The organism is Actinocrispum sp. NPDC049592 (assembly GCF_040675465.1).
Lineage (GTDB): Bacteria > Actinomycetota > Actinomycetes > Mycobacteriales > Pseudonocardiaceae > Kibdelosporangium.
The window spans coordinates 69,938-92,250 of sequence record NZ_JBFAPA010000022.1; the positions used below are offsets into that span (position 1 = coordinate 69,938).

21 protein-coding genes are annotated in these 22,313 nt (G+C 68.0%); 14 read left to right on the forward strand and 7 right to left on the reverse strand.

Annotation, left to right across the window (positions count from 1 at the left end; genetic code table 11):
* The first annotated feature begins 55 nt into the window (after positions 1-55).
* A complete protein-coding gene (locus AB0J95_RS41875) occupies positions 56-2,044 on the forward strand; it encodes a BTAD domain-containing putative transcriptional regulator (protein WP_364770838.1) in 1,989 nt (662 codons plus the stop codon).
* On the opposite strand, the gene AB0J95_RS41880 is transcribed toward AB0J95_RS41875, so the two are convergent.
* Positions 2,015-2,827, reverse strand: coding sequence for a hypothetical protein (locus AB0J95_RS41880; RefSeq protein ID WP_364770840.1), 813 nt, complete (start codon positions 2,825-2,827; stop codon positions 2,015-2,017). The two genes, AB0J95_RS41875 and AB0J95_RS41880, sit on opposite strands and share 30 nt — an antisense overlap.
* Before the next feature lie 81 nt (positions 2,828-2,908).
* Here AB0J95_RS41880 and AB0J95_RS41885 point away from each other — a divergent pair, with 81 nt between their 5' ends.
* The 3 genes from AB0J95_RS41885 to rimO all read left to right on the forward strand — a co-directional run bounded on the left by AB0J95_RS41885 (position 2,909) and on the right by rimO (position 5,561).
* Positions 2,909-3,856, forward strand: coding sequence for a helix-turn-helix domain-containing protein (locus AB0J95_RS41885; protein WP_364770842.1), 948 nt, complete (start codon positions 2,909-2,911; stop codon positions 3,854-3,856).
* An 86-nt stretch (positions 3,857-3,942) separates the two neighbouring features.
* Positions 3,943-4,215, forward strand: coding sequence for a hypothetical protein (locus AB0J95_RS41890; protein WP_364770844.1), 273 nt, complete (start codon positions 3,943-3,945; stop codon positions 4,213-4,215).
* Positions 4,215-5,561, forward strand: coding sequence for a 30S ribosomal protein S12 methylthiotransferase RimO (rimO, locus tag AB0J95_RS41895; protein WP_364770846.1), 1,347 nt, complete (start codon positions 4,215-4,217; stop codon positions 5,559-5,561). Before AB0J95_RS41890 ends, rimO begins: the two co-directional genes overlap by 1 nt.
* On the opposite strand, the gene AB0J95_RS41900 is transcribed toward rimO, so the two are convergent.
* Positions 5,536-5,667 (reverse strand): hypothetical protein, encoded by a 132-nt coding sequence (locus AB0J95_RS41900; RefSeq protein WP_364770848.1) that lies wholly within the window; start codon positions 5,665-5,667, stop codon positions 5,536-5,538. The genes rimO and AB0J95_RS41900 overlap by 26 nt on opposite strands.
* 163 nt (positions 5,668-5,830) lie before the next feature.
* Positions 5,831-6,574 (reverse strand): intradiol ring-cleavage dioxygenase, encoded by a 744-nt coding sequence (locus AB0J95_RS41905; RefSeq protein ID WP_364770850.1) that lies wholly within the window; start codon positions 6,572-6,574, stop codon positions 5,831-5,833.
* 187 nt (positions 6,575-6,761) lie between these two features.
* Between AB0J95_RS41905 and AB0J95_RS41910 the strand changes: the two genes are divergently transcribed.
* Entirely contained in the window at positions 6,762-7,661 is a 900-nt protein-coding gene (locus AB0J95_RS41910) for a methyltransferase domain-containing protein (RefSeq protein WP_364770852.1), read from the forward strand.
* Between the two features lie 5 nt (positions 7,662-7,666).
* On the opposite strand, the gene AB0J95_RS41915 is transcribed toward AB0J95_RS41910, so the two are convergent.
* Positions 7,667-8,503 carry an SAM-dependent methyltransferase gene (locus AB0J95_RS41915; RefSeq protein ID WP_364770854.1) on the reverse strand — a complete coding sequence of 279 codons (837 nt, stop codon included), beginning with the start codon at positions 8,501-8,503 and terminating at the stop codon, positions 7,667-7,669.
* 142 nt (positions 8,504-8,645) lie between these two features.
* On the opposite strand from AB0J95_RS41915, the gene AB0J95_RS41920 reads away from it, so the two are divergent.
* From AB0J95_RS41920 to AB0J95_RS41935, 4 genes are all read left to right on the forward strand, one after another.
* Complete coding sequence (locus AB0J95_RS41920; protein ID WP_364770856.1) at positions 8,646-9,995, forward strand: cytochrome P450; 1,350 nt, start codon at positions 8,646-8,648, stop codon at positions 9,993-9,995.
* A 42-nt stretch (positions 9,996-10,037) separates the two neighbouring features.
* Positions 10,038-11,060 (forward strand): alpha/beta fold hydrolase, encoded by a 1,023-nt coding sequence (locus AB0J95_RS41925; RefSeq protein WP_364770858.1) that lies wholly within the window; start codon positions 10,038-10,040, stop codon positions 11,058-11,060.
* 293 nt (positions 11,061-11,353) lie between these two features.
* Positions 11,354-16,519 (forward strand): putative adhesin, encoded by a 5,166-nt coding sequence (locus AB0J95_RS41930; protein ID WP_364770860.1) that lies wholly within the window; start codon positions 11,354-11,356, stop codon positions 16,517-16,519.
* A 3-nt stretch (positions 16,520-16,522) separates the two neighbouring features.
* Entirely contained in the window at positions 16,523-16,909 is a 387-nt protein-coding gene (locus tag AB0J95_RS41935) for a hypothetical protein (RefSeq protein WP_364770862.1), read from the forward strand.
* Positions 16,910-17,208: 299 nt separating this feature from the next.
* Here AB0J95_RS41935 and AB0J95_RS41940 read toward each other — a convergent pair whose 3' ends face one another.
* The 3 genes from AB0J95_RS41940 to AB0J95_RS41950 are packed head-to-tail and all read right to left on the reverse strand — an operon-like array spanning position 17,209 to position 18,711.
* Positions 17,209-17,394, reverse strand: a complete 186-nt coding sequence (locus AB0J95_RS41940; protein WP_364770864.1) for an ABC transporter permease — start codon at positions 17,392-17,394, stop codon at positions 17,209-17,211.
* A gap of 36 nt (positions 17,395-17,430) precedes the next feature.
* Entirely contained in the window at positions 17,431-17,601 is a 171-nt protein-coding gene (locus tag AB0J95_RS41945; protein WP_364770865.1) for a hypothetical protein, read from the reverse strand.
* 21 nt (positions 17,602-17,622) lie between these two features.
* Complete coding sequence (locus AB0J95_RS41950; protein ID WP_364770867.1) at positions 17,623-18,711, reverse strand: MFS transporter; 1,089 nt, start codon at positions 18,709-18,711, stop codon at positions 17,623-17,625.
* A gap of 120 nt (positions 18,712-18,831) precedes the next feature.
* Here AB0J95_RS41950 and AB0J95_RS41955 point away from each other — a divergent pair, with 120 nt between their 5' ends.
* The 5 genes from AB0J95_RS41955 (at position 18,832) to ccsB (ending at position 21,736) form a co-directional block, all read left to right on the forward strand.
* The gene (locus tag AB0J95_RS41955) at positions 18,832-19,200 is read left to right on the forward strand and encodes a BlaI/MecI/CopY family transcriptional regulator (protein WP_364770869.1); all 369 of its coding nucleotides are present in this window, start codon (positions 18,832-18,834) and stop codon (positions 19,198-19,200) included.
* Between the two features lie 74 nt (positions 19,201-19,274).
* The gene (locus AB0J95_RS41960) at positions 19,275-20,084 is read left to right on the forward strand and encodes a M56 family metallopeptidase (RefSeq protein WP_364770871.1); all 810 of its coding nucleotides are present in this window, start codon (positions 19,275-19,277) and stop codon (positions 20,082-20,084) included.
* A gap of 44 nt (positions 20,085-20,128) precedes the next feature.
* Positions 20,129-20,509 carry a hypothetical protein gene (locus tag AB0J95_RS41965; protein WP_364770873.1) on the forward strand — a complete coding sequence of 127 codons (381 nt, stop codon included), beginning with the start codon at positions 20,129-20,131 and terminating at the stop codon, positions 20,507-20,509.
* On the forward strand, positions 20,502-20,900 hold the full coding sequence (locus AB0J95_RS41970; RefSeq protein WP_364770875.1) for a hypothetical protein: 399 nt from the start codon (positions 20,502-20,504) through the stop codon (positions 20,898-20,900). Before AB0J95_RS41965 ends, AB0J95_RS41970 begins: the two co-directional genes overlap by 8 nt.
* Entirely contained in the window at positions 20,900-21,736 is an 837-nt protein-coding gene (gene ccsB / locus AB0J95_RS41975; protein ID WP_364770877.1) for a c-type cytochrome biogenesis protein CcsB, read from the forward strand. Before AB0J95_RS41970 ends, ccsB begins: the two co-directional genes overlap by 1 nt.
* Positions 21,737-22,313: the final 577 nt, after the last annotated feature.

Consider the following 22,313-nt stretch of genomic DNA (forward strand, 5'->3'; position numbering starts at 1 on the left):
GTCCTGTGTACGTCCTGTGGACGGACTCAGCGGCCGGATTGGCTACCGTGACCCAATGAGCGGACAGCTGCGGTTCGAGGTGCTGGGGCCGGTCCGGGCGTGGCTGGGTGCCGCCGAGGTCGAGCTCGGCACCCCTCAGCAGCGCGCGATCCTGGGCATCCTGTTGTTGCGCAACGGCGGCGTGGCCATGCCCGAGCAGCTGGTGGCCGCGATCTGGGGCGTGACCGCGCCGCGGGCCGCGGGCAGCACGGTCCGCACGTACGTGTCCCGCCTGCGCCGGGCGCTGGGGCCGGTGATCGAGTCGGTCGGCGGCGGCTACGCCCTGCCCACCGAGCCCGGGACCCTCGATGTCACGGACTTCGAACGACTGGTCAACGCCGCCCGCGAGGCCCGGCACACCGGTGACCTGACTGCCGAGGCGAACCTGCTGCGTGCCGCGCTCGCCCTGTGGAAGGGCACACCGCTGGCCGGGGTCCGCGGCGAATACGCGGAGCAGGAACGAGCCCGGCTGATGCAGCTGCGCCTCGCGGCGGTGGAAGACCTCGCAGCCGCGGACCTGGAGCTGGGCCGGCACGCCGAGGCCGAGGCCGGGCTGGTGCCGTTGGTGATCGAGCAGCCGCTCCGGGAACGGCCCCGTGAGCTGCTGATGCTCGCGCTCTACCGGTCCGGGCGGCAGGCCGAGGCGCTCGCGGTCTACCAGGAGGCGCAGCGGCTGCTGTCCGGTGAGCTGGGCCTGGATCCCGGTCCTGAGCTGCGGGAGATGCAGCGCCGGATCCTCAAGTCGGACCCGTCGCTGGCCGGGCCGATGGCCGTGCACCAGCCGCCCGCGCCGCAACTGGTCGAACCACCGATGCAGCTGCCGCCCGACCTGCCCGCGTACACCGGTCGCTCGGGCATCGCCGAGGAAATGGTCAAGGCGCTCGTCCCGTCGGCCACGCATGTCCCGATGATCGGGCTGACCGGCGTACCCGGCGTGGGCAAGACCGCGCTGGCCGTCCACGTTGGACACCAGCTCGCCGCGCAGTTCCCCGACGGCCAGTTCTTCGCCGACATGGCCTGGCCGGGCAAGCCGATGTCCGGTCTGCTGCGCGGGATGGGCGTCCCGGCCGGCGAGGTGCCGGACTCGCTGAGCGAACGGTCCGCGCTGTGGCGGTCGCTCACCGCGGACAGGAAGGTCCTGCTGGTCATGGACGACGTGCAGGACCTCGAACGGGTCAAGCTGCTGATGCCCGGACCCGGTGGCCCGGTGGTGATCCTCACCTCGCGGCAGCGGTGGATCGGCCTGCCGCACGTGCGATGGCTCAAAGTGGACGGTCTGCCCGAGGACGAGTCGCTGGCGTTGCTGGAAACCCTGGTCGGTGCGGCCCGGGTGCGGGCCGAGCTCGCCGACGCCAGCCGCCTGGCCGAGCTGACCTCTGGCCTGCCGCAGGTCCTGCACGCCATCGGGGCGCGGCTGGCGTCCCGGCCGGGCTGGAGCCTCGCGACGGCGGCGCAACGGTTGGGCCGCAGGCAGTTGGAGCCGCAGGTGATCGAAGGTCCTTACCAGACCGCCATGAAGGCGTTGACTCCCGAACAGGCTCGGGCGTTCCGGTTGCTGGCGGTGCCCGACGGGCCGGACATCACGATTCCAGCCGCGGCCGCCGTGCTGGGTCTGTCCATTGACGACACTGCGGTGCTGCTGGACTCGTTGGCGGACGTGCACTTGCTCGAGCCGGGCACGAGCGAGCGGTACTCGTTCCTCGGGCCGGTCCGGGCGTTCGCCCGCGGACGTGCGCTGACCGAGGACGGTGAGGCCTGCTGTCACGAGGCTTTGGTGCGGCTGGCCAAGTTCTACGTTGCCACCGTGCGCAACGCCTCGATGGAGTGCTCGCCCGACCCGGCCGGGCTGACTTTCGAGAACGTCGATGCGGCCCAGGCCTGGCTGGCGGACAGCCAGGAACACCTCTGGACGATCACGGCCCAGACCACCGGCATCCCCGACGCGCCCGCCGACGAGCTGGCCAAGGTGATCAGCTCAGCGTGGTCCGAGCCGGTCGTTCAGTAACTCGGTACGCAGCTCGTGGCTCTCGTCGGGCAGCCTGGCCTCGTAGTAGGCGCGGTGTGTGCCGTTTGGGAGTTCGAGGACCTCCAGGTAGCGGAAGTCGCGCGGGGAGTCTTTGGTGGGCAGCCACTCCTGGTCGTGCCGGGCGGCGAAACCGGTCCGCTCGAACCAGTTCTCAGCGGCCGTGGCGCGTCCGTCGTATGCGGCCAGACCGTTCGGCAGGAACGTGGTCAGCCTCGTGCCCCGAGCGTCCCATTCACCCGGGCGTCCAGTGAGGACAGTCCCGTGCCATCGCCACTGCACACCGTCATCGCTGGTGGCGTACGCGGTGTTCATCCGGTCCTCGGCGCCCGGGATGTCCAGCAGGTGACAGCAGATCCAAGCGTGCCAACGCTTTCCGTCGAACCGGATGACCGGGTCCTTGACGGCCGTGTTCTCGTCGCCTTCGAACACCGGGCGTACCTCGGCGTCGGCCAGCCCTTCGGGCGTCTTGGCTTCGGCGACGCCGATCCACCAGTGCTTGGAGTTCGGCGTGGCGTGACTGGTGTAGAGCCGCCATTTATCGTTGGCCTGGACCAACGCCGGGCGCTCGACCGTTGTTGTGCTCGGGAGTTCGGCGATGGTCTCGAAGTGATCGCCGTCGGGGGAGCGGGCGATGGCGTTGAAGTCCTTGCCGCTGCGGACTCGGTAGGCGAGCAGGATCGACCCGGCGGTGTCGACGGCGGCGCTCGGGGCGCCCGCCCACTGTTGCGGACCGGGTCCTGGGGCGTGGATGGCTACGTGCATATCCGCAGCTTGGCGGGTATCTGCGGCAGTGAGGAGTGGCAGCAATGCCAGTCTTCCGGAACTTTCTGCCACACTGGTCGGGTGATCCGGAACGTCGTCGCGCTGGTCGCCGCCCCGGCCGCGGCCTTCGAACTGGGCGTGGTGTGCCAGGTGTTCGGGCTGGACCGGTCGGACGACGGCCTGCCCGTGTACGACTTCGCCGTGTGCGCACCCACCCCGGGCAAGGTCCAAACCACGTCGGGGTTCGCGCTGGACGTGACCGCCGACCTGGATCGCGCGTCGGAGGCCGATCTCGTGGTGGTGCCCGCCTGGCCCGCGCTGGACTCCTCCTCGCCGCCCACGTTGCTCGACGCGTTGCGGGACGCTGTGGATCGTGGTGCGAAGGTGCTTTCCATCTGCTCCGGAGCGTTTCTCCTTGCCGCCGCGGGCATCGTGGACGGCCGCCGGGTGACCACGCACTGGCAGTTCGCCTCCCGGCTCGCTGCCCTGTACCCGCGGGTCGAGGTCGACCCGAATGTCCTGTACATAGTGGACGGTCCGGTCACCACGAGTGCGGGCGCCTCAGCGGGAATCGACGCCTGCCTGCACATCGTCCGCGCAGAACACGGTGCCGCCGTTGCCAACGCCCTCGCGCGGCGGATGGTCGTCGCCGCGCACCGGCCGGGCGGTCAGGCGCAGTTCATCGAACGGCCCGTGCCCGCCGACTCCTACGACCTCGCGGATCTCCTTGCCTGGGCCGAGGATCACCTGAGCGAACCGTTGACCGTGGACGACCTCGCCGCCCGCGCCCTGATGTCCCCGCGCACCTTCGCCCGTCGCTTCAAAGCCCTTACCGGCACCACCCCACACCGCTGGCTGCTCGACAAAAGACTCCAGCACGCCGAGGAACTCCTGGAGAGCACGGAACTCCCGGTCGACACGATCGCCGGGCTGGCCGGGTTCGGCAGCCCGGACACCCTCCGTCACCATTTCGCCCTGCGCAGAGGGATCACGCCCACCGCGCACCGGCGCACCTTCCAGCGGCTCTGACCAGCGCTTTCCCCAGATCGCAAGAAAACTGCAAGTGACGGCTGCCATGCTCAGCGTGACGGACCAGGACCACCGTGGGGGTTACCTTGAACATCAAGCAGATGGCCGAAGAACGCCGTAGCCGCAAGCAGTCCGAGCCCGCACCGGCGGGCACACAGCGCGGGAAGTGCCTCGGGGTCTACTCGATCAGCAGCCGGAAGGTGGCCCGTGTGCTGCTGGCCAGCGGCCTGGTCGTGACCGCGTACCTGACGGTCAACGCGCCCGAACCCGCTGTGAACAGCAACGTGCTGGTGTCCGCGCCTGTCCCGTGCCCGGACCAGCCCGCCAATGGCGGCGGGTGCGGCCTGATCGCTGAGTGATGCCCGGCGAGCGTGTCGTCTCGTTGGTGACGCTCGGCTGCGGGCGCAACGAGGTCGACTCGGACGAGCTCGCGGCCAGGCTCGGCGACGCGGGCTGGAAGCTGGCCACCGAGGGCGCTCCGGCGGACGTCGTCGTGGTCAACACCTGCGGTTTCATCGAGACCGCCAAGAAGGACTCGATCGACGCGATGCTGGCGGCGTCCGGGACAGGGGCTCGTGTCGTCGCGGTCGGCTGCATGGCCGAGCGGTACGGCAAGGAACTCGCCGAGGCGCTACCGGAAGCCGCTGCCGTGCTGTCGTTCGACGACTACCCGTCGATCGGTGAGCGGCTCGACGATGTGGTGGAGGGGCGTGCGGTGTCTCCGCACACTCCTCATGACCGCAGGAAGTTGCTGCCACTGTCCCCAGTGGAGCGTCCCGCAGCGGTGGCCGGGCACGTACCCGGCCATCAGGTGACGCGGCAGCGGCTCGGCGGCGGCCCGATCGCACCGGTGAAACTCGCGTCCGGATGCGATCGGAGGTGCACTTTTTGCGCTATTCCGAGCTTTCGCGGTGCATATGTGTCGCGCAAGCCGGACGAGATCGTGGCCGAGGCGGAGTGGCTGGCCGGGCAAGGCGTGCGGGAACTGCTGCTGGTCAGCGAGAACTCGACGTCATACGGTAAGGACCTCGGTGACATCAGCGCTTTGGACAAGCTGTTGCCACGGCTGGCCGCGGTCGTCGACCGGGTGCGGGTGAGCTACCTGCAACCGGCCGAGCTGCGACCAGGGCTGATCGAGGCGATCGCGGCCACACCCGGTGTGGCGCCGTACTTCGACCTGTCATTCCAGCATGCCAGCGGGCCGGTGCTGCGGCGGATGCGGCGGTTCGGCGACCGGGAGCGGTTCCTGGAGCTGCTGGACCGGATCCGGGCGATCGCGCCGTCCGCTGGTGTGCGGTCGAACTTCATCGTCGGGTTCCCGGGGGAGTCCGAAGAGGACTTCGCCGAGGTGCTGGAGTTCGTCTCGGCGGCCCGGCTGGACGCGATCGGGGTGTTCGGCTACTCCGACGAGGAAGGCACCGAGGCGTTCACCTTCGAGTCCAAACTCGACTCGGTGACGATCTCCTCACGGGTGGAGACGTTGTCACTGCTGGCACACGAGATGTGTTCCCGGCGGGCCGGCGAACGGATCGGGTCCACGATCGAGGTGCTCGTCGGCGACGCGGGACACGGCTGGGCCGCCCACCAAGCGGCCGAAGTGGACGGTCAGGTGACGTTCACTGGCACCGCACCGTCGCCCGGCGACCTGGTTCGCGCCGTGGTCACCGGGACCGAGGGGATCAACCTCGTGGCCGAGACCGGTTGAGCAGGTAGCCGAGCATCCGGCGGCGCGCGGGTTTGTTGCCCGGGTTGGGGTTGAACAGTGCGTCCAGCGTGGTGACGACCTCGTCCCGGGCTTCCCGCGTGCGCATGATGGCTCCGGGTCGATTCGTCCGGTCTGCTGGGTTTCCGTGCCCAGCCGTCCGCTGCGGAACTGCCACTGACTGAAACTGAACGGGTCGAACCGTTCGCGCGGCGGCTCGGCCGTGGTCCACACGTCGAACAGGTCGCGCCCGGTCAGCTCCGCGGGGTACGTCATGCCTGTGATTCAACGCCAACCGTCATCACGCCCAGGTAGCCATCTCCCTGCGGGGTGAGGGTGAGCACGTTGCCCTGGACGAAGATTCCGTCCTGGGCGTTGCCGGTCCGGCGCCCATTGTGTGCGGCGTAGGACTGCTTGGTGTAGACCGCGTCGCTGACCTTCTCGTCGAAGTAGAGCTGGCTGGTGAGCACCGTGGCCTTGTCGATGTGCACCTTGAAGTGGATGTGCACGGCCCGGCCCTGGTACCAGCCCGGATAGATGGTCTGGAACTGGACCACACCGTCCGCATTGGTCACCTGGGCGCCCCGCAGGTACGTCTTCTGGTCGGTCCGCTTGCCGCCCTGCGTCCCGCTCTCGAACCCCGAGTACTCGCCCGTCGCGTCGCAGTGCCAGATGTCCACGACCGCGTTCGCCAGCGGCTTGCACGCCGCGTCCCGCACGCGCATGGCCAGCAGCAACGGCGTTCCGGACCGGTCCTCGCGGATATCCGAGCGGATCGAGTCGACGTCGAAGTAGTACGGCCCCTCGGTCTCCTCTGGCGTCAGCACACAGCTGTCCACCTCGGGAAACACCACGGACGATGACGTCTGCGGCGCCACCGTCGCCACGCTGCCACTCGTCGTCGGCACCACGGCCGATGACGTCGCCACACCCTCGGAGGACGTGCAGGCAGCCAGCAGGGCGCCCAGCCCCACCGAACCGCCGGCCGCCAGGAACCGCCGCCTGTCAGTAGTCACAGGTTCCATGGTCGGGCCCGAAGCTGTGGCCCGCCTGTCCGCAAGCTGTGCGGTTCCTGTCGGCTACAGCAGGACGGTCGCTCGGCGGGGCGCGGACTCAGCGACGGTACCGATGAATCCACTAGGGATACTGCGAGTCCGGCCACTCCTACTCTGAATGTGCCAGCCCAGAGGAGGTGGTCCGGTCATGCTGACCAAGATCAGGGACATCGGCCGTGCCGTGCGCGCGTTCGCGACGCGGGACCCGGACCTGCGGGTGCGTCGCATCTACGAGCTGCCGTACAACTCCGATCCTTACGCTGACCGCGAGACCCACTATGTCAACATCGGTTATTGGGTCTCCGACGACATCACCGTCGACCAGGCGAGCGGCGCGGTCGCGATGAAGCTGGCCGAGGCGGCCGGTCTTGGGCCCGGCCAGGTCGTGCTCGACGTCGGCTGCGGCTACGGCGACCAGGACTTCCTGTGGCTCAAGCAGTTCGGGCCGCGGTCGATCGACGCGCTGGACGTGACCACGGCCCAGATCGAGGCGGCCAAGCAGCGAGCCAGGACCGCGGAGGTCACCAACCGCCTGCGGTTCAAGGTGGGCACTGCCACGGCACTGCCGTTCGCGGACGCGGCCTTCGACCGGGTCATCTCGCTCGACGCGGCCTTCCACTTCACCACCCGCGAGGACTTCTTCCGCGAGGCCATGCGGGTTCTGCGCCCGGGCGGCGTTCTGGCCACAATGGACACCATCCCGCTGGACAACGATACCTCGCCGAAGTCGTTGCGCTCCAAGCGGTTCACCCTCTACCGGCATGCCGTACCCGAGGCGAACTGGTACAACCGGGCCACCTACGCCACAAAGCTCGCCGAAACGGGCTTCACCGACGTCACCGTGACCTCGATCCGTGACCACACCTGGGAACCCTGGTTCCGCTACTGGAGCCGCATCGCCACCGACCCCGCCGCCCGCGAAAGCGCAGACCCCGTCGCCCTGGCCGCCGTCGACTACCAATGGCGAGACATCGCCACCGTCAGGCAGGATCTGGATCGACTCGACTCAGTGATCGCCGTGGCCACCAAGCCTTCCGCCGCCGGGTAGTTCGATCAGGCCTTCCGGGCGACTCCCGCGTAGACGTGGCTGTTGAGCTCGGGGTTGTCGGCGAAGTCGCCCGCGTGCTCGGGGCGCCACACGCCGCAGCCGACGAGTCCGGGTTCGAGCAGTTCGAACCCGTCGAACAGCCGCAGAACCTCGTCGTAGGTACGGGGTGTCAGCTGGTCGGCGCTGCGCGACTGCTTGATCATGTCCTTCGCGTCGGTGATCTGGTCCTGCCGCTCATCCGGCGTGACGTGCGACAACGCGATGTAGCTCCCGTCGGGCAGGGCATCGCGGTAGCGCGCGATCAGGCCGTGCGGGTCGTCGCTGTCCGGCACCCAGTGCACCATCATGATCAGCAGCAGGCCGATGGGTTCGTCGCGGCGCAACAGGCGACGGGTGACGTGGTGGTTGAGGATGCTGTCCGGGTCACGCATGTCCGCCGCGATCACGGCCGCGTTGTCGTTGTGCGCCAACATCAACTCGCTGTGCGCGACGGCGACCGGGTCCTTGTCGACGTAGACCACCCGCGACTCGGGCGCCCGGCTCTGGGCGATCTCGTGCACGTTGCCCACGGTGGGAATCCCGGACCCGATGTCGAGGAACTGCCGCACACCAAGGTCGACCAGGCAGCGGACGGCCCGGCCGAGGAACGCGCGGTTGATCTGCGCGACCTTGCGGGCGCCCGGCATCAGCTTCATGGTCTGCTCGGCGACCGCGCGGTCGGCCGCGAAGTTGTGGGCGCCGCCGAGGAGGAAGTCGTAGACGCGCGCCATGCTGGGCGCCCCGGTGTCCAGTCCCGCGGGGACCCAGTCGGGACGGTCGGTGTGGGCTGGCTGGTAGGACACGCCGGAGGACCTCCGCTCAACAAGGAACGCACCACACTACCGATGCCCGAGCACGCAACGGGATGACCCGATCGGGTACTCCCCCAATCGGCGGCGGACCACTACGTTAGGTGGCCGGTTCGTAACGACCGCGAGGAGCGGGATGTCCGACCACCCCACCGGCAGCCTGAACGCCGTTCCCGTCGCACCCGGGCGCGTCCCCGTGCTCGGGCACACAGTGTCCTTGCTGCGCAAACGGTTCGGGTTCACCCGTTCGCTGGCCCCGCTGGGCGACGTGGTCAAGATCCAGCTCGGGCCGCTGCCCAGCTATGTGGTGACCAGAGCCGACCTGGTGCACCAGGTTCTGGTCACGCAGGCGGCCGCGTTCGACAAGGGCATCATGTTCGACCGGTTCCGGCCGTTCTTTGGCAACGGGATCGCGATGTCCAACGGCCCGTTCCACGACTCGCAGCGGCGCCTGGTGCAACCGGCGTTCCACGTCAACCGGATCGCCGGTTACACGGGCACGATGTGCCGGACCGCACAGGAGTTGGCCGACTCTTGGCGGGCGGGGCAGGTGGTCGAGTTCGACCAGGCCATGCAGGAGCTCGCGGGCAACATCGTGTGCGGCACGCTGTTCACGACCGAACTTGGCGACGCGGTGACGGCCGAGGTGCGGCGGTCGCTGCCGCTCGTGATCAAACAGGGCATGGTCCGCGCGTTGTCGCCCGCGGCGCTGACCCGCCTGCCCATCCCGGTCAACCGCCAGTTCGACCAGGCCATCGCGCGGTTACGGCAGGTCGTCCAGGCGGTCATCACCGAGGGCCGGGACCGGCCGGCCGACCGGCCGGACGTGTTGTCGATGTTGCTGGCGGCGCGGGACTCCGACACCGGGACGACGATGACCGACGACCAGGTCTACGACGAGGTCGTCACGCTGCTGACCGGCGGCATCGAGACCGCCGCCCTGGCGTTGTCCTGGTTCTTCCACGAGATCGCGCGTCATCCGGACATCAGGCGGCGCTGGCACTCTGAGCTTGACACTGTCCTCAATGGACGTCCACCGGCGCATTCGGACGTACCAAACCTGAGCTATACCAGCGCTGTTGTGCGTGAGGTGCTGCGCCGGTACCCGATCTGGCTGCTCATGCGCCGCGCCAACACCTCGGTCCGGCTGGACGACGTGACCCTGCCGCCGGGCACCGAGGTCACCATCAGCCCGGACGCGCTGCACCACGATTCCCGTTATTTCCCGGATCCGGACCGGTTTGACCCGGATCGCTTCGCTCCCGGCAGCCCACCCCCGGCTCGCGGCGCCTACGTGCCGTTCGGGGACGGCGCCCGCAAGTGCATCGGCAACCATTTCGCGCTGACCGAGATCACCTTGGCCGCGGCCACGATCGGTGCGCGATGGGACCTGATCCCGTTGCCCGGCAAGACGGTTCGCATCAAGGTGACCGGTGCGGCCTACCCGAGCCGGCTCCCGATGACCGTCACCCCGCGGGTCCGGTGACCCGCCCCGACCCACTCTGTGTCCTATGTGGAGGTAGTACCCGTGCGACTGCGATTCCGTTGGCTGGCCACAGTTGTGGCCGCGGCCGTCCTCGGCAGTCTGCCTGCGGCTGCACAAGCCGCGCCCGTGACCACGTGCCGCGACCTCACCATCCCGGTGACGTTGGCCGGCGCGCCCCAGTCGATCTACGGACAGCTTTGCACCCCAACGGGTGCGTCGACGATCCAGGTCCTCGTGCCCGGCGCATCGTACAACCACACCTACTGGGATTTCCCGGTGTCGCCTGAGATCCGGTCCTACCGGCTCGCGATGAACAACGCCGGCTACGCCACCTTCGCCCTCGACCGGCTCGGCACCGGCCGCAGCAGCCGCCCCGCCAGCCTGGCGCTGACCTCGTTGACCCAGGCCGACGTCGTGCACCAAGTGGTGCAGGCGTTCCGGACCGGCGGCAACGCCCCGAAGTTCCGCAAGATCGTCCTAGGTGGACACTCGGTCGGCTCGGCCATCACGATCATCGAGGCGGGCACGTACCACGACGTTGACGCGGTCCTGGTCACCGGACTGACCCACGGCATCAACGCACTGGGCGCCGTGCCGATCATCGCCTCGCTGATCCCCGCCAGCCTCGACGCCAAGTTCGGCAGCGGCGGCTACGACGCCGGCTACCTGACCACCATGCCCGGCAGCAGGTTCGGTGACTTCCACGTCCCCGGCATCCGCATCCCCGCGGTCGCGGACACCGACGAGGCCACCAAGGACGTCTTCGCGGCGGGCGAGGTCATCGACACCGTGCTGTTGGGCGTGATCCTCCCGTACTCCCGCAACATCACCGCGCCGACAATGCTGGTGATGGGCAACGACCCAGCGTTCTGCGGCATCCTCACCGCCCCCGACTGCAGCACCGCGGAATCCCTGCGCCGCGTCGAAACCCCCTACTACACCCCCCAGGCCAACCTCCGCACCTTCGTCCTGCGCGACTACGGCCACTCCCTCAACCTCGCCCCCGACGCCCCCAAATACCACGCAGCCGTCATCGCGTGGGCAGACTCCGTCGTCGGCCACTGAACATCCGGTTGGCGCGTGCGGCCCCGGTCGCACGCGCCAGCTTCGTCCACTGTGGTCGGTGCGCATATCGGCCGCGAACCCGCCGGTTGAGCGGCGACACCCAGACCTGCCGGCGGGATCGGCGATCCTGCTTGTCTTCGAATGTGAGCACCTACCCGCTGGACGGCGGTTGACAACGTGGGTCGGCGCCTCCAGGATCGGTAACGTTGTCAGCTGGCCGTGAGAGGCCCGATCCGGGGGGATTGCCCACAGTGCTGAACGGTCGCTTTGTGCTGCCCGAAAGCAGATGGCGTGTGCTTTCGTCGTTGCTGCTTCCGCTGGTGTTGGTGCTGGGTTTGGTGATGGTCACGACGCCTCGTGCGGTGGCTGGGCCGGCTGTCGCTCCGCCGGGTGCCGGGCCGGTGGAAAGTCCCGCGCCGGAGACGTCCCGCCCACGGCAGGTGCCGGGTGTGCATGCCCCGGATGACCTGTCGACGCCGAAGCCGAACCGGGTCGGTGGTGAGCGGGAACCCAGGTCGGAGGCCAGGTCCGCGGTGGCGGCGGGGCCGGGCACGACGGATGTGTATCTGGCGCCCGGGTACATCGAGAACAACGCGTCGCTGGTCGTGTACTTCAACATGCCGGACCCGAACTTCCAGCGGCTGTACATGGATCTGCTGGACCCGGCGGGCAATCCGGTGGACTTCTACTACGTCTCGTTCTTCCCGGAGGACCTGAACAACCATTTGTTGTGCCCGGAACGGACGAAGTACTGCTATGTGCTGACGTCCGCGCCGTGGGCGGGGTGGCAGGCGGCGCCGATCAAACCGGGCAGCTCGTACAAGCTGCGGCTGTCGACCTCGTACGGGTCGGGTTCGTATGTGGACGTGATGTCCAATGTGGCCACTGTGCGTCCGTTGCCCGCGGTGCCGGGGGTGTCGAAGGACCAGGTGCCAGGCTGTGGCTGCCCGAACAGCGCGGGTCAGACGGCGGCGGTGCAAGGACTGGGCGGGGACCCGGTCAACACGGCCACTGGCGCGTACACGGAGAACGACACCGACCTGGCCCTGCCTGGGTTCGGGGTGAAATTCGGCCTGACCAGGTCGTATTCCTCGGTGGCAGCGGGATCGTCGTCGCTGAGCCAAGGCTGGTCTTGGTCCTACGACATGGGGCTGGCGGTCGCGAGCAGCGGCGATGTCACCTTCCGTGCCGAAGATGGATCGAAGTATTTGTACCGCAAGAACTCCGACGGAACTTACGCGGCTCCGCCGGGCGCCCGCTCGGTACTCGCGCTCGTCAGCGGCGAATATCGGCTCACCACGCCGGAGCAGACGACGCTGGTGTTCGGCACCGACGGGTTGCTGCGTTCGCAGGTGGATCAACGCGGCAACGGGCTGCGTTTCACCAACGCCAACGGCAAGCTGGCGTCGGTGACCGACGCCGCGGGCCGTGTGGTCGCGTTCTCCTTCGATGGCAACGGAAAGCTGACCCGGGCGACGCTGCCGGATGGGCGGTACGTCGAGTACGGCTACACCGGCGGGCGGCTGGTCTCGGCGCGGGACACCGCGGGCGGGACCACGAAGTACGAGTACGACACGGCAGGCCGGCTGACCAAGGTCACCGACGGCAACAACCACGCCAAGGTCACCAACACCTACGACGCGGCCAGCGGGCGAGTGACCAAGCAGGTCGACGCGGGCGGCGGCACCACGACCTACGGGTGGGACCAGGCCAAACAGGAGGCCAGGGTCACCGACCCGGATGGTGTGGTCTCCGTCTACGGCTACACCAACGGCGTCGCGCAGTACCTCGTCGACGGCAATGGCGCGCGCACGAGCTTCCGGTATGACGCCCGGCTCGACTTGGTGCTGGTGGTCGATCCACTCGGTCGGCAGACGGAGATGACCTACGACACCGCGGGCAACGTGCTGACCCGCAAGTCGCTCGACACTGGGGTGACCGAGAGCTTCACCTATGACTCCGGCAACCGTGAGACGTCGCATGTGGACGGTCGCGGCAACCGGACATCCACCACCTACGGCAGTTTCGGTGAGAAGACCACCGCGACGGACGCCGAAGGCAAGGTGACCACGTACGGGTATGACACCCGCGGGCTGCTGACCTCGGTCACCGATCCGCTCAACCAGGTCACCGTCCAGGAGTACGACGCGGCGGGCAACAACACCGCGACGAAGGCGCCAAGCGGAGCCAGGACCACCTATGGCTACGACGGTTCCGGCCGTCGTACCTCGACCACCGACGCCCGCAACGCGGCCACGACGTTCGTCTACGACGCCAAAGACCGGTTCATCGCGACGACCGACCCGTTGGGGCACGCGGTGTCGGTGACCTACGACGCGGTCGGCAACACCAGGACGGTCACCGACGCGCGGGGCAAGGTGACCACCTACGGCTACGACGAAATGGACCGGCAGACCAGCGTCACCGATCCGCTCGGCCGCGTCAGTGCCACGACGTATACCAAGGCGGGCCGGAAAGCCTCGGAGGCCAACCCGAACGGCGAACGCACCAGCTTCGCCTACGACGCGGTGGGCAGGTTGCAGAAGCAGACCACCCCACGCGGTACGACGACCACGTTCGAGTACGACTGGGCGGGCAACAAGACCGCCGAGTCGAGGCCGTACCCGGGTGGTGGCACGGCGACCACGCGCACGACCTATGACGCGCTCAACCGGCCGGTCACGGTCACCGATCCGTTGGGCAAGATCAGCAAGACCGACTACGACGCCAATGGCAACGTCATCGCCGTGACCTCTCCGGTCGGCGCGGTGACCAAGTCGGAGTACGACAAGAACAACCGCACGACCGCGACCGTCGACGCCCGCGGAAAGCGCTGGGTATCCACATTGGACGCTCTGGGCCGGCGGACGTCCCAGACGACGCCGCTGGGCCGCAAGACGACCTACGGGTACAACGCGGACGGTGAGCTGACCAGCACTGTTGACCCGGCGGGTAAGACGACGACGTACGACTACGACCAGGTCGGGCATCGCGTGGCCACCACGGATCCGGTCGGTGCGGTTACGCGGACCGAGTACGACTTGGCCGGGCAGGTCGTGAGCAGCACCAACGCCAACGGTCACGTCACCCGCTATGGCTATGACGAAGTGAACCGGCTTGTGCGGGTCCTCGGCGCGGACGCGGTGGACCAGGCCACCCGGTACGCGTACGACGACGCGGGGCAGCTCGTGTCGCGCACCGATCCCTTGGGGCACGTCACGACCTACGCCTACGACCCTGCGGGCCGCAAGTCATCCACAGTGGACCCACTGGGCCGGGAACGCCGCTACGGGTATGACGCCGACGGCAACCAGACCTCGATCGTCACCGCCCGTGCCACCACCGCCGACCCGGCCACCGGGACGATCACCCAGCAGTACGACACTCTCGGCCGGTTGACCACGGTCAAGCTCGGTTCCGCCGGTGCCACGCACACGTTCGGGTACGACGCGGCCAACCGGGTCACCGAGGCGAGCGACCCGGCCGGGACGCAGAGTCGCGGGTACGACGACGCCGGGCGGCTCATCTCGGTCAAGCGGGGGACTGACACGTTCGGGTACACCTACGACCCAGCGGGCAATGTCACCCAACGCCAGTACCCGAACGGCACCGCCATAGGCATCGCGTTCGACGACGACAGCCAGCCCGCGTCGCAGACCCAGGCGGGCCAGCCGACCACGTTCACCTACGACCCCGCGGGCCGTCTCCAGCAGATCGCGTACCCCGGTGGGCAGACCGAGACGCACGGTTACGACGCCGCCGGCCGGTTGTCGTCGGTGTCCAACGACCGCGCCGGCCAGGTGCTGTCCCGGTTCACCCGCACCTTGGACCCGGTCGGCAACCCGACCAGCGTGGCCACCATCCGCGGCCCCACCACCCGCACCGACACCTACACCTACGACGCGGCCGAACGCCTCACCGGTGCCTGCGCCGGAACCACCAGCTGCACCAAGTACAGCTACGACTTGGTCGGCAACCGCAAGACCCTCGAACGTGATGGCGCGAGCACCACCTACAGCTACGACAACGCCGACCAACTCACATCAGTCACTGCACCCGGTGGGGCTGTCACTGCCTACGAGTACGACCGCGATGGCAACCAGACGAAGGCCGGGGCCGACACGTTCGGCTACGACCTCGCCAACCGGTTGACCACTGCCAAGGTGGGCGGCAAGAACGTCACCCTCACCTACGACACCGACGCCAACCGTCTCACCTCCACTGTGGACGGAACCGCGTCCGCCTACACGTGGGACATCAACAACTCGCTGCCGATCCTGGCCACCGAGACCTCCGCGACGGTGACCCGGACCTTCGCCTACAACGCCGGGCAGCCGCTGCGGCTGACCACCGGTGGCAAGTCGTATTTCTACGGCCACGACCCGCTCGGCGGCACCAGCGACCTCGTCTCCGACGCCGGGATCGCCCAGTACTCCTACGACTACGAGCCCTTCGGCACCGGACCGGGCGCCGACCCACAGCCGTTGGTGCAGGGTGCACCGGCGAACCCGTTGCGTTACACCGGCGAATATGCCGACGGCACCACGGGGCTCTACAACCTGCGGGCTCGCCAGTACTCGCCCGGCGTCGGGCGGTTCACCAGCGTCGACCCGGTGGACCCCGCACGGGACACCCCGTACCCGTCGCCGTACCTGTACACCGACGACCGGCCCACCACCACAGTGGACCCGAGCGGGAACTGCTGGTGGGTGCCGTGGAGTGAGTCCGGGTCCGGCTGCCCGGGCCGGGAGATCCGCGACGCCGTGGTCGGCTTCGGCAAGGGCGTGTACAACACGGCCAAGGGCGCGGTCAACGCCGCCCTGCACCCGATCGACACCCTCAAGTCCGCCGTCGAGTCCTGCTGGGAAGGGTTCAAACACTCCCTCTACCTCGGCTGCCTCGGCAATACCACCGGCGTCTACCAGCTGTTCGGCGTCGGCCAGAAGTGCCCACCCAACTGGAACACCGAGGACTGGGCCGACCACATCACCCAGGTCGGGCTCGGCATCATCATGCTCGGCCGCGGCGGTGTCCGCGGCGGCGGTCCCACGCGCGGCCTGTCCAGCTCCGCAGGACACGTCACCGGCAAGGGGCCGTGGCTCGACACCTACGTCGTCCAGGGTGCTCGCCCGGATGGGCAGACGGTGTTCTCCGGGCACGGCTGGTGGGACCGGCCCGACGGGTACACGACGATCCCCGCGGGAACATCCCTGCGGATGTACGTGCGGGACGGTGAGCTGCTCGACGACAGCATCGGCCTGCAGGTCGAACTCGGGCAGAACGTGAAACACGTGTACACATACGGTCCAGGCGCGAGAATCAAGAACTACACGCTCGGCCCGTCGGAGGGAATCAGCGCGGCGACCGGTTCCTATACTGTCGGCGTGGACACACAGCTTTCCCAGCTGCTCAGCCCGAATCTCGGCCTGTGCCACTGGGCGGCGTGCCGGGAGCACTGAGAAATGGCCGTGTACGAGGATCTCAGCCCCTACGAGTACCTACCCGTGGACCATCAAGGCGCGATTGTGAACGTGGGCTGGCTGGGGAAAGGGACACCCTACCCCAGCGGGCCCGTTCCCCCCGGCTTCCGGGACGCCTTGGTGCGCACGGCTTCCGGCTACCAAACCCACGCCACCCGAGGGTTCCACAAATGCCCCTTCTGCGGCATACGAAGGGCGACCACAGCCGAACCCGTGCCGTTGCTGCTCGGACACGCCGAGTTCCACATCCCCGGCGACCAGGTCACCTACGCCGCCCCCACCCTGGTGATCCACTACATCGACGAACACGACTACCAGCCGCCCCAGGAGTTCATCGACGCAGTCCTGGCCCTCGACAGACCGACGTGAGTCCCGGCACCGCACGCAACGGGCCGGGACCCAGGACCAGTGCCAGCGCGGCGACGGCGGAAACCCCCGCCTGCCAGCTCACCGGGAAGAACGGCAGGGGCACGTCCACAAAGAACTCGTTGCCGCTGACGGCTCGCAGGATCGCGTTCCACGCTACAGGCCCGGCGATCGCTCAAACGGCGACCGCGGCGAGAACCGGGGGACGGCGCTCCCGCCCGATGAGGAGCACCAGCAGCACAGCCAGGACCGTAAAGGATGACGCCCCAAAGACAACATCGCTGGCTGTCCTTTCTGGAGGGTTATGGGATCTCGACGAGCCGGTGGGCTTCGTCGAACAAGGCACGTTCGCTGAGTCTCGCGGTGGTCAGCGCGGCGAGTGCGTTCGCGGCCAGCAACATGTACATCACGACGATCTGGTAGCGGATCGCGGTCAGCGGGTCGACACCGGCGAGGATGACCCCCGCGGAAACCATGGCGGCGGACACGATCTCCGGTCCAGCTGGGCACGGACACCCCGTTGGTCACCGCGCCTCCAGATACTCGACCTCGTCCGGAGCGCCAATGGCGACGAGTTGTCCCTTGTCCAGCACCAGAGCCTGATCGGCAAGCTCGCGCACGATGCCGCGATCATGGGACACCAGGACAACGGATCCACCGGAACCGACATAGGCGTGGACCAACTCACCGATCACCGCGGCCGCCAGTCGAGCAGGTCACGAAGTGCGTGCGGCTGGGGTACGGGCGCGGGTGACCGCTGCCGCGGTAGCAACGGAAAATGCGGTGCCCAGGGCATAGGGCAGCCAAACGGTGACATCGAACAGAACGCCTGCGGTGACAGGACCGACCATACGGGCAGCGGAGGCTGCGGCCTGGCCCTGACCCATGCGGGTTCCTCGCGTCTCCGGCGGTCCGGCGACCGCGAGCATGCTTGCCAGGGTCGTTGTGACCAGGCCTTGCCCAGCGGCGAGCAGTGCGACCGCGCCGACGAAGATCGGTATGGGTGCGGTGGGCAGGAAGGGCAAACCCAATGCCATGGTCAGGGCGCCGGTCACCGCGACGCCGCGATCGCCCCATCTGCGGGCCGCCGCGGCGACGCCCGTGGCCTGGACCAGCGTCATCACGAGTCCGGCCAGACAGAGCAGCACACCTACGACTCCCGGACCGCCACCGAATCTGAAGGCCACCAAGAATGCGAGGGTCGTCTCCATCCCAACGAAAGCCGCCATGCTGCTGAACCCGGCCACGAGCAGCAGCCACTGTGGCGGGGCGGGCGCGGATGGTGCGATCGGCCGGGGTGTTGAGCGGGGGAGTGTCCGCCACGCCATGATGAGGTTGGCCATGGCCAGCGCGGCAGCGATCCCGGCGGTGGTGGAGAAACCCAGTGGTGCGGCGAGGGAGCCAAGCGCCGGTCCGATGGTGAACGCGAGACCGGTCGCGGCTCCGATCAGCCCGATGGCTTTCGTTCGCCGTTGCGGCGAAGCGATGTCCACCGCGAAGGCCTGAGCGACGCCGATGCTCCCACCGCAGGCCCCGGCGAAGACTCTGGCCGCGAGCAGCAGCCACAGCGAGCCGGCCAGCCCCATGGCGCCCAGTGAGATCGCCGATCCGGCCAGGCTGACGAGTAGCAGCTGCCGGCGGCCGTGGCGGTCGGCGAGACGGCCGAGGATGGGTGCGGCGATGGCCTGTGCCAGCGAGTAGCCGGTCATCAGCACACCGAGCCACAGTCCGCCGCCGCCAAGTTGGGTGACAGTGAACGGCAGCGCGGGCAGGACCAGCGTGAAGCCGAGCAGATCGACGAACACGGTGGTGCATAAGGCGACCTGTGCACGTGGGGTGGAAATCGTCGGCCTCCCTCACTACTACGGCGTGTCATGCTACAACGTGTAGTAGATCGGCCGGTGGTCGCCCACTACGATCGGGCCATGAACACGCTGGGCGACCTCGAACGCGCCGTGATGGAAGTGCTGTGGGACCGGACCGAACCGGCGGTCGTCCGCGACGTGACCCGGGCGCTGGCCGACCGGGATCTGGCCTACACCACGGTGATGACCGTGCTGGACCGGCTGGCCAAGAAGGGGTTCGTGCAGCGCCAGTTGGAACGCCGGGCCTGGCACTACCGGCCGACGGCCAGCCGGGAGAGCTACATCGCCCAGCTGATGCTCGACGCGCTGTCGCTGACCGGCGACCGGGACGCGGCGCTGGCGCATTTCGCCCGTTCGGTTAGCTCCCCGGAAGCGCAGGTGCTCAGCGAGGCGTTGTCCGAAGCCAAGCGGCGCAAGGCCAAGAAGTGAGTGCGGCGCTGCATTTACTGATCACACTGGTGATCTGCACATTCGCTGTGCGTCCACTGGCTACGGCCCGGTGGGTGTGGCGTGCGCCGCGGACCGGCATCCTGCTGTGGCAGCTGCTGGCGTTGACGTGGGTGTTGTGCCTGGTGGGCAGCCTGTTCGCGATCGGACTGAGTCCTTACGGCACCGACATCCCCAGCGCATGCGCCAGGTTGTTCACGACCGCTGCCGAGGGGTTGTCTCCGGTGCACATCAGCGTTGTGGCGCTGGGTCTGGCGTTGCTGGTCGCGGTGCTCGTGGCGTTGGTGATGTCATGGGTCGCGGTCTCCCGGCTGCGACACCGGCATCGGAGCGTCCTGGCGTTGGTCGCACGCCGAGATCCGGCCGGCCGGGAAGCGCTCGTTGTGGACCATCCGCTGGCCGTGGCGTACTGCGTCCCCGGTCTGCGGGGCAATGTGGTGCTCAGTTCCGGCGCGCTCGACATGCTGACCGACGAGCAGGTCGCGGCGGTGGTGGCGCATGAACGGACGCATCTGCGCGAGCGACATGATCTGGTGTTGCTGCCGTTCACTGTTCTACGCCGGTTGATGCCCCGCATTCGCCTGGTGGCCCTTGCCGTCGCGGCGGTCGGGCTGTTGGTGGAGATGCGTGCCGATGAGGGCGCCTGCCGCGGTGAGCATGCCGGAGCGTTGTCCACCGCGTTGCGCCGGTTCAGTGTTCTCGCGGTCAGCCCGCCGCCGGGCACGCTGGGGGTGGCCGATGCGGCGATCTCCGCCCGGCTGGACAGGATCCGCGACGCACGGCCTTTGCCGCGCGTCTTCTGCTGGTTGGTACTGGTCACCGGCTTGGTTCTGGTGTCCACACCGGTGAGCTTCCTGATCTGGTGACTACCTGACGTAGTACGACGAGCTGTAGTAGTACGATCCGCCGCATGATCGATGTCCTTGCCACGGCGCTGTCGTTTGCCGCGCTGGGGGTGGCCGCGTGGTCGCTCGTGCTGATCCTGGTCAACCGGCGGTTCGCGTTGAACCGGCCGTACGGGCTCGCGCTCGCCGGTGCGATTCTGGTGGTGGAGCTGGGTTTACTGGTTCAGGCGGTCGCCGGAGTGATCGCCATGATCTCCAGCGGCCGCAGCACGGACGTGCTGGTGCTGGTGGGGTATCTGGCCGGTCCGGTGCTGATCGTGCCGCTGGCCGCGGTGTGGGCGGCCGCCGAGCGCACCCGATGGGGCCCGGGCGTGCTGGTCATCGGGTTCCTGGCCGTGCCGGTGATGATCCTTCGCCTGCGACAGGTCTGGTCCGGGCATGCCTGACCTGCGCGAAGGCATCCGGTCCGGCCCCGGGCGGGTGCTGATCGCCGTCTACGGGGTGTTCGTCATCGCGGCGGCCGCCCGGTCGTCGGTGCAGATCCTGACGCGGTTCGACCGGGCGCCGCTGGCCTATCTGCTGTCGGCGTTCGCCGCGGCGGTCTACATCGTGGCGACGGTGTGCCTTGCGCAAGGGGTGCGGCGGATCGCCATGATGTCCTGCGTCGTCGAGTTGGCCGGTGTCCTGGTGGTGGGAACCGTGAGCCTTGTCGTGCCGCAAGCGTTTCCAGATGCCACTGTGTGGTCGGGATACGGCCGCGGCTACGGGTTCGTCCCCTTGGTGCTGCCGGTGTTCGGACTGTGGTGGTTGCGGGTCACGCGAGCAGGAGTCCGCTGATGGCCGTGCTGAGCGACTGGTTGTTCACCAGCACGATCGGGATCTACATGCTGGCCGCGTTCATCCTCGCCGCTGAGCATTCCCTGACCCGGCACCGTTCGGAACCGTTGCACCGGCTGGGCCGGATGGGGCTCGCCCTGACGGTCCTCGGCGTCGGAGTGCACACCCTGTCCATTGTCCTTCGTGGACTGTCAGCCGGCCGGTTGCCGTGGGGCAACATGTACGAATACCTGTCTGCCGTGGGGCTGGCGGCCATGCTTGCGTGGCTGTACATCGTGTGGAAGCACCGGCCTCGTAGGGTGGCTGTGTTCGTCGTCCTCCCGGTTGCGTTGCTGTTGTTCGTCGCGGGGAATTCGCTGTACACCGGGGCGACCGCGTTGCAACCCGCACTGCGCTCCTATTGGATCGGGATCCACGTGGCCGCCGCGATCATGGCCAGCGGGGTCTTCCTGGTCTCCGGCATCACCAGCGCGCTGCACCTGGTGAGCACCAGCCGCAAGCCCCGAGCGGTGAGGCTCCCCGAACCGGAGTTCCTCGACAAACTGGCCTACCGCAGTGGCATTCTCGGGTTCATCACGCTGACCTTCGCGATCGTCACCGGCGCCATCTGGGCAGAGTCGGCGTGGGGCCGCTTCTGGGGCTGGGATCCCAAGGAAACCGTCGCCTTCGTGTCCTGGGTCTGCTACGCCGCGTACCTCCACGCCCGTGCGACATCCGGGTGGCGCCTGCGCCGTGCCCCCTGGGTGAACATCGCCGGACTGGTGATCGTGCTGTTCAACTTGTTCTTCGTGAACCTGGTCGCCGTGGGCCTGCACTCTTACGCGGGAGTCGACTGAGCTTTGCTGACCGGTCGCCCGATCCATTGTTCAGTTCGGTGAAACGGCATTCTGTACGACGTCTTGTGCTTGGACTGTGCGCGCACATGTTTTATTCAGGGTTCAACATCTGCTGCGCCGGTACCATGTATATGCGTCGCTTGGTCGCTGTATGTCCAATTGGCTGATTGCGGTTAATGCAAGCCCGCTACTGTTGCAACACTCGTGCAATAGTCTCTGTAGTTCTCTAGAGTTGACATCTAGTGAAACCGGGCCTACGTTGGACTCCGGTAGCCCTTTGGTGCAATAGAGGGCTTGCCGGCTGGGGAGGCAGTGCGAGCAAGGGGGCGAGAGCTCGGCGGGCACGGATCCGGCGTGGCCTTGAGTGGTACTACAGCCTGGTTTGTTTGCTGAGTAACAACTGTTGACGATCGTACTGGCCTGTGAGGCTGAGCGTCCCAACGGTGTCACCGCCCCGGCTCCTCGCTGCTTGCCTGGCCGTCACGGTCAGCTGGGACGCTGGGACGGCGAAGGGGTGCACTCATGATGGGTTCGACCCGTGACCGAAGTATGACTCTAGTGAGCGATCCGCCATTGG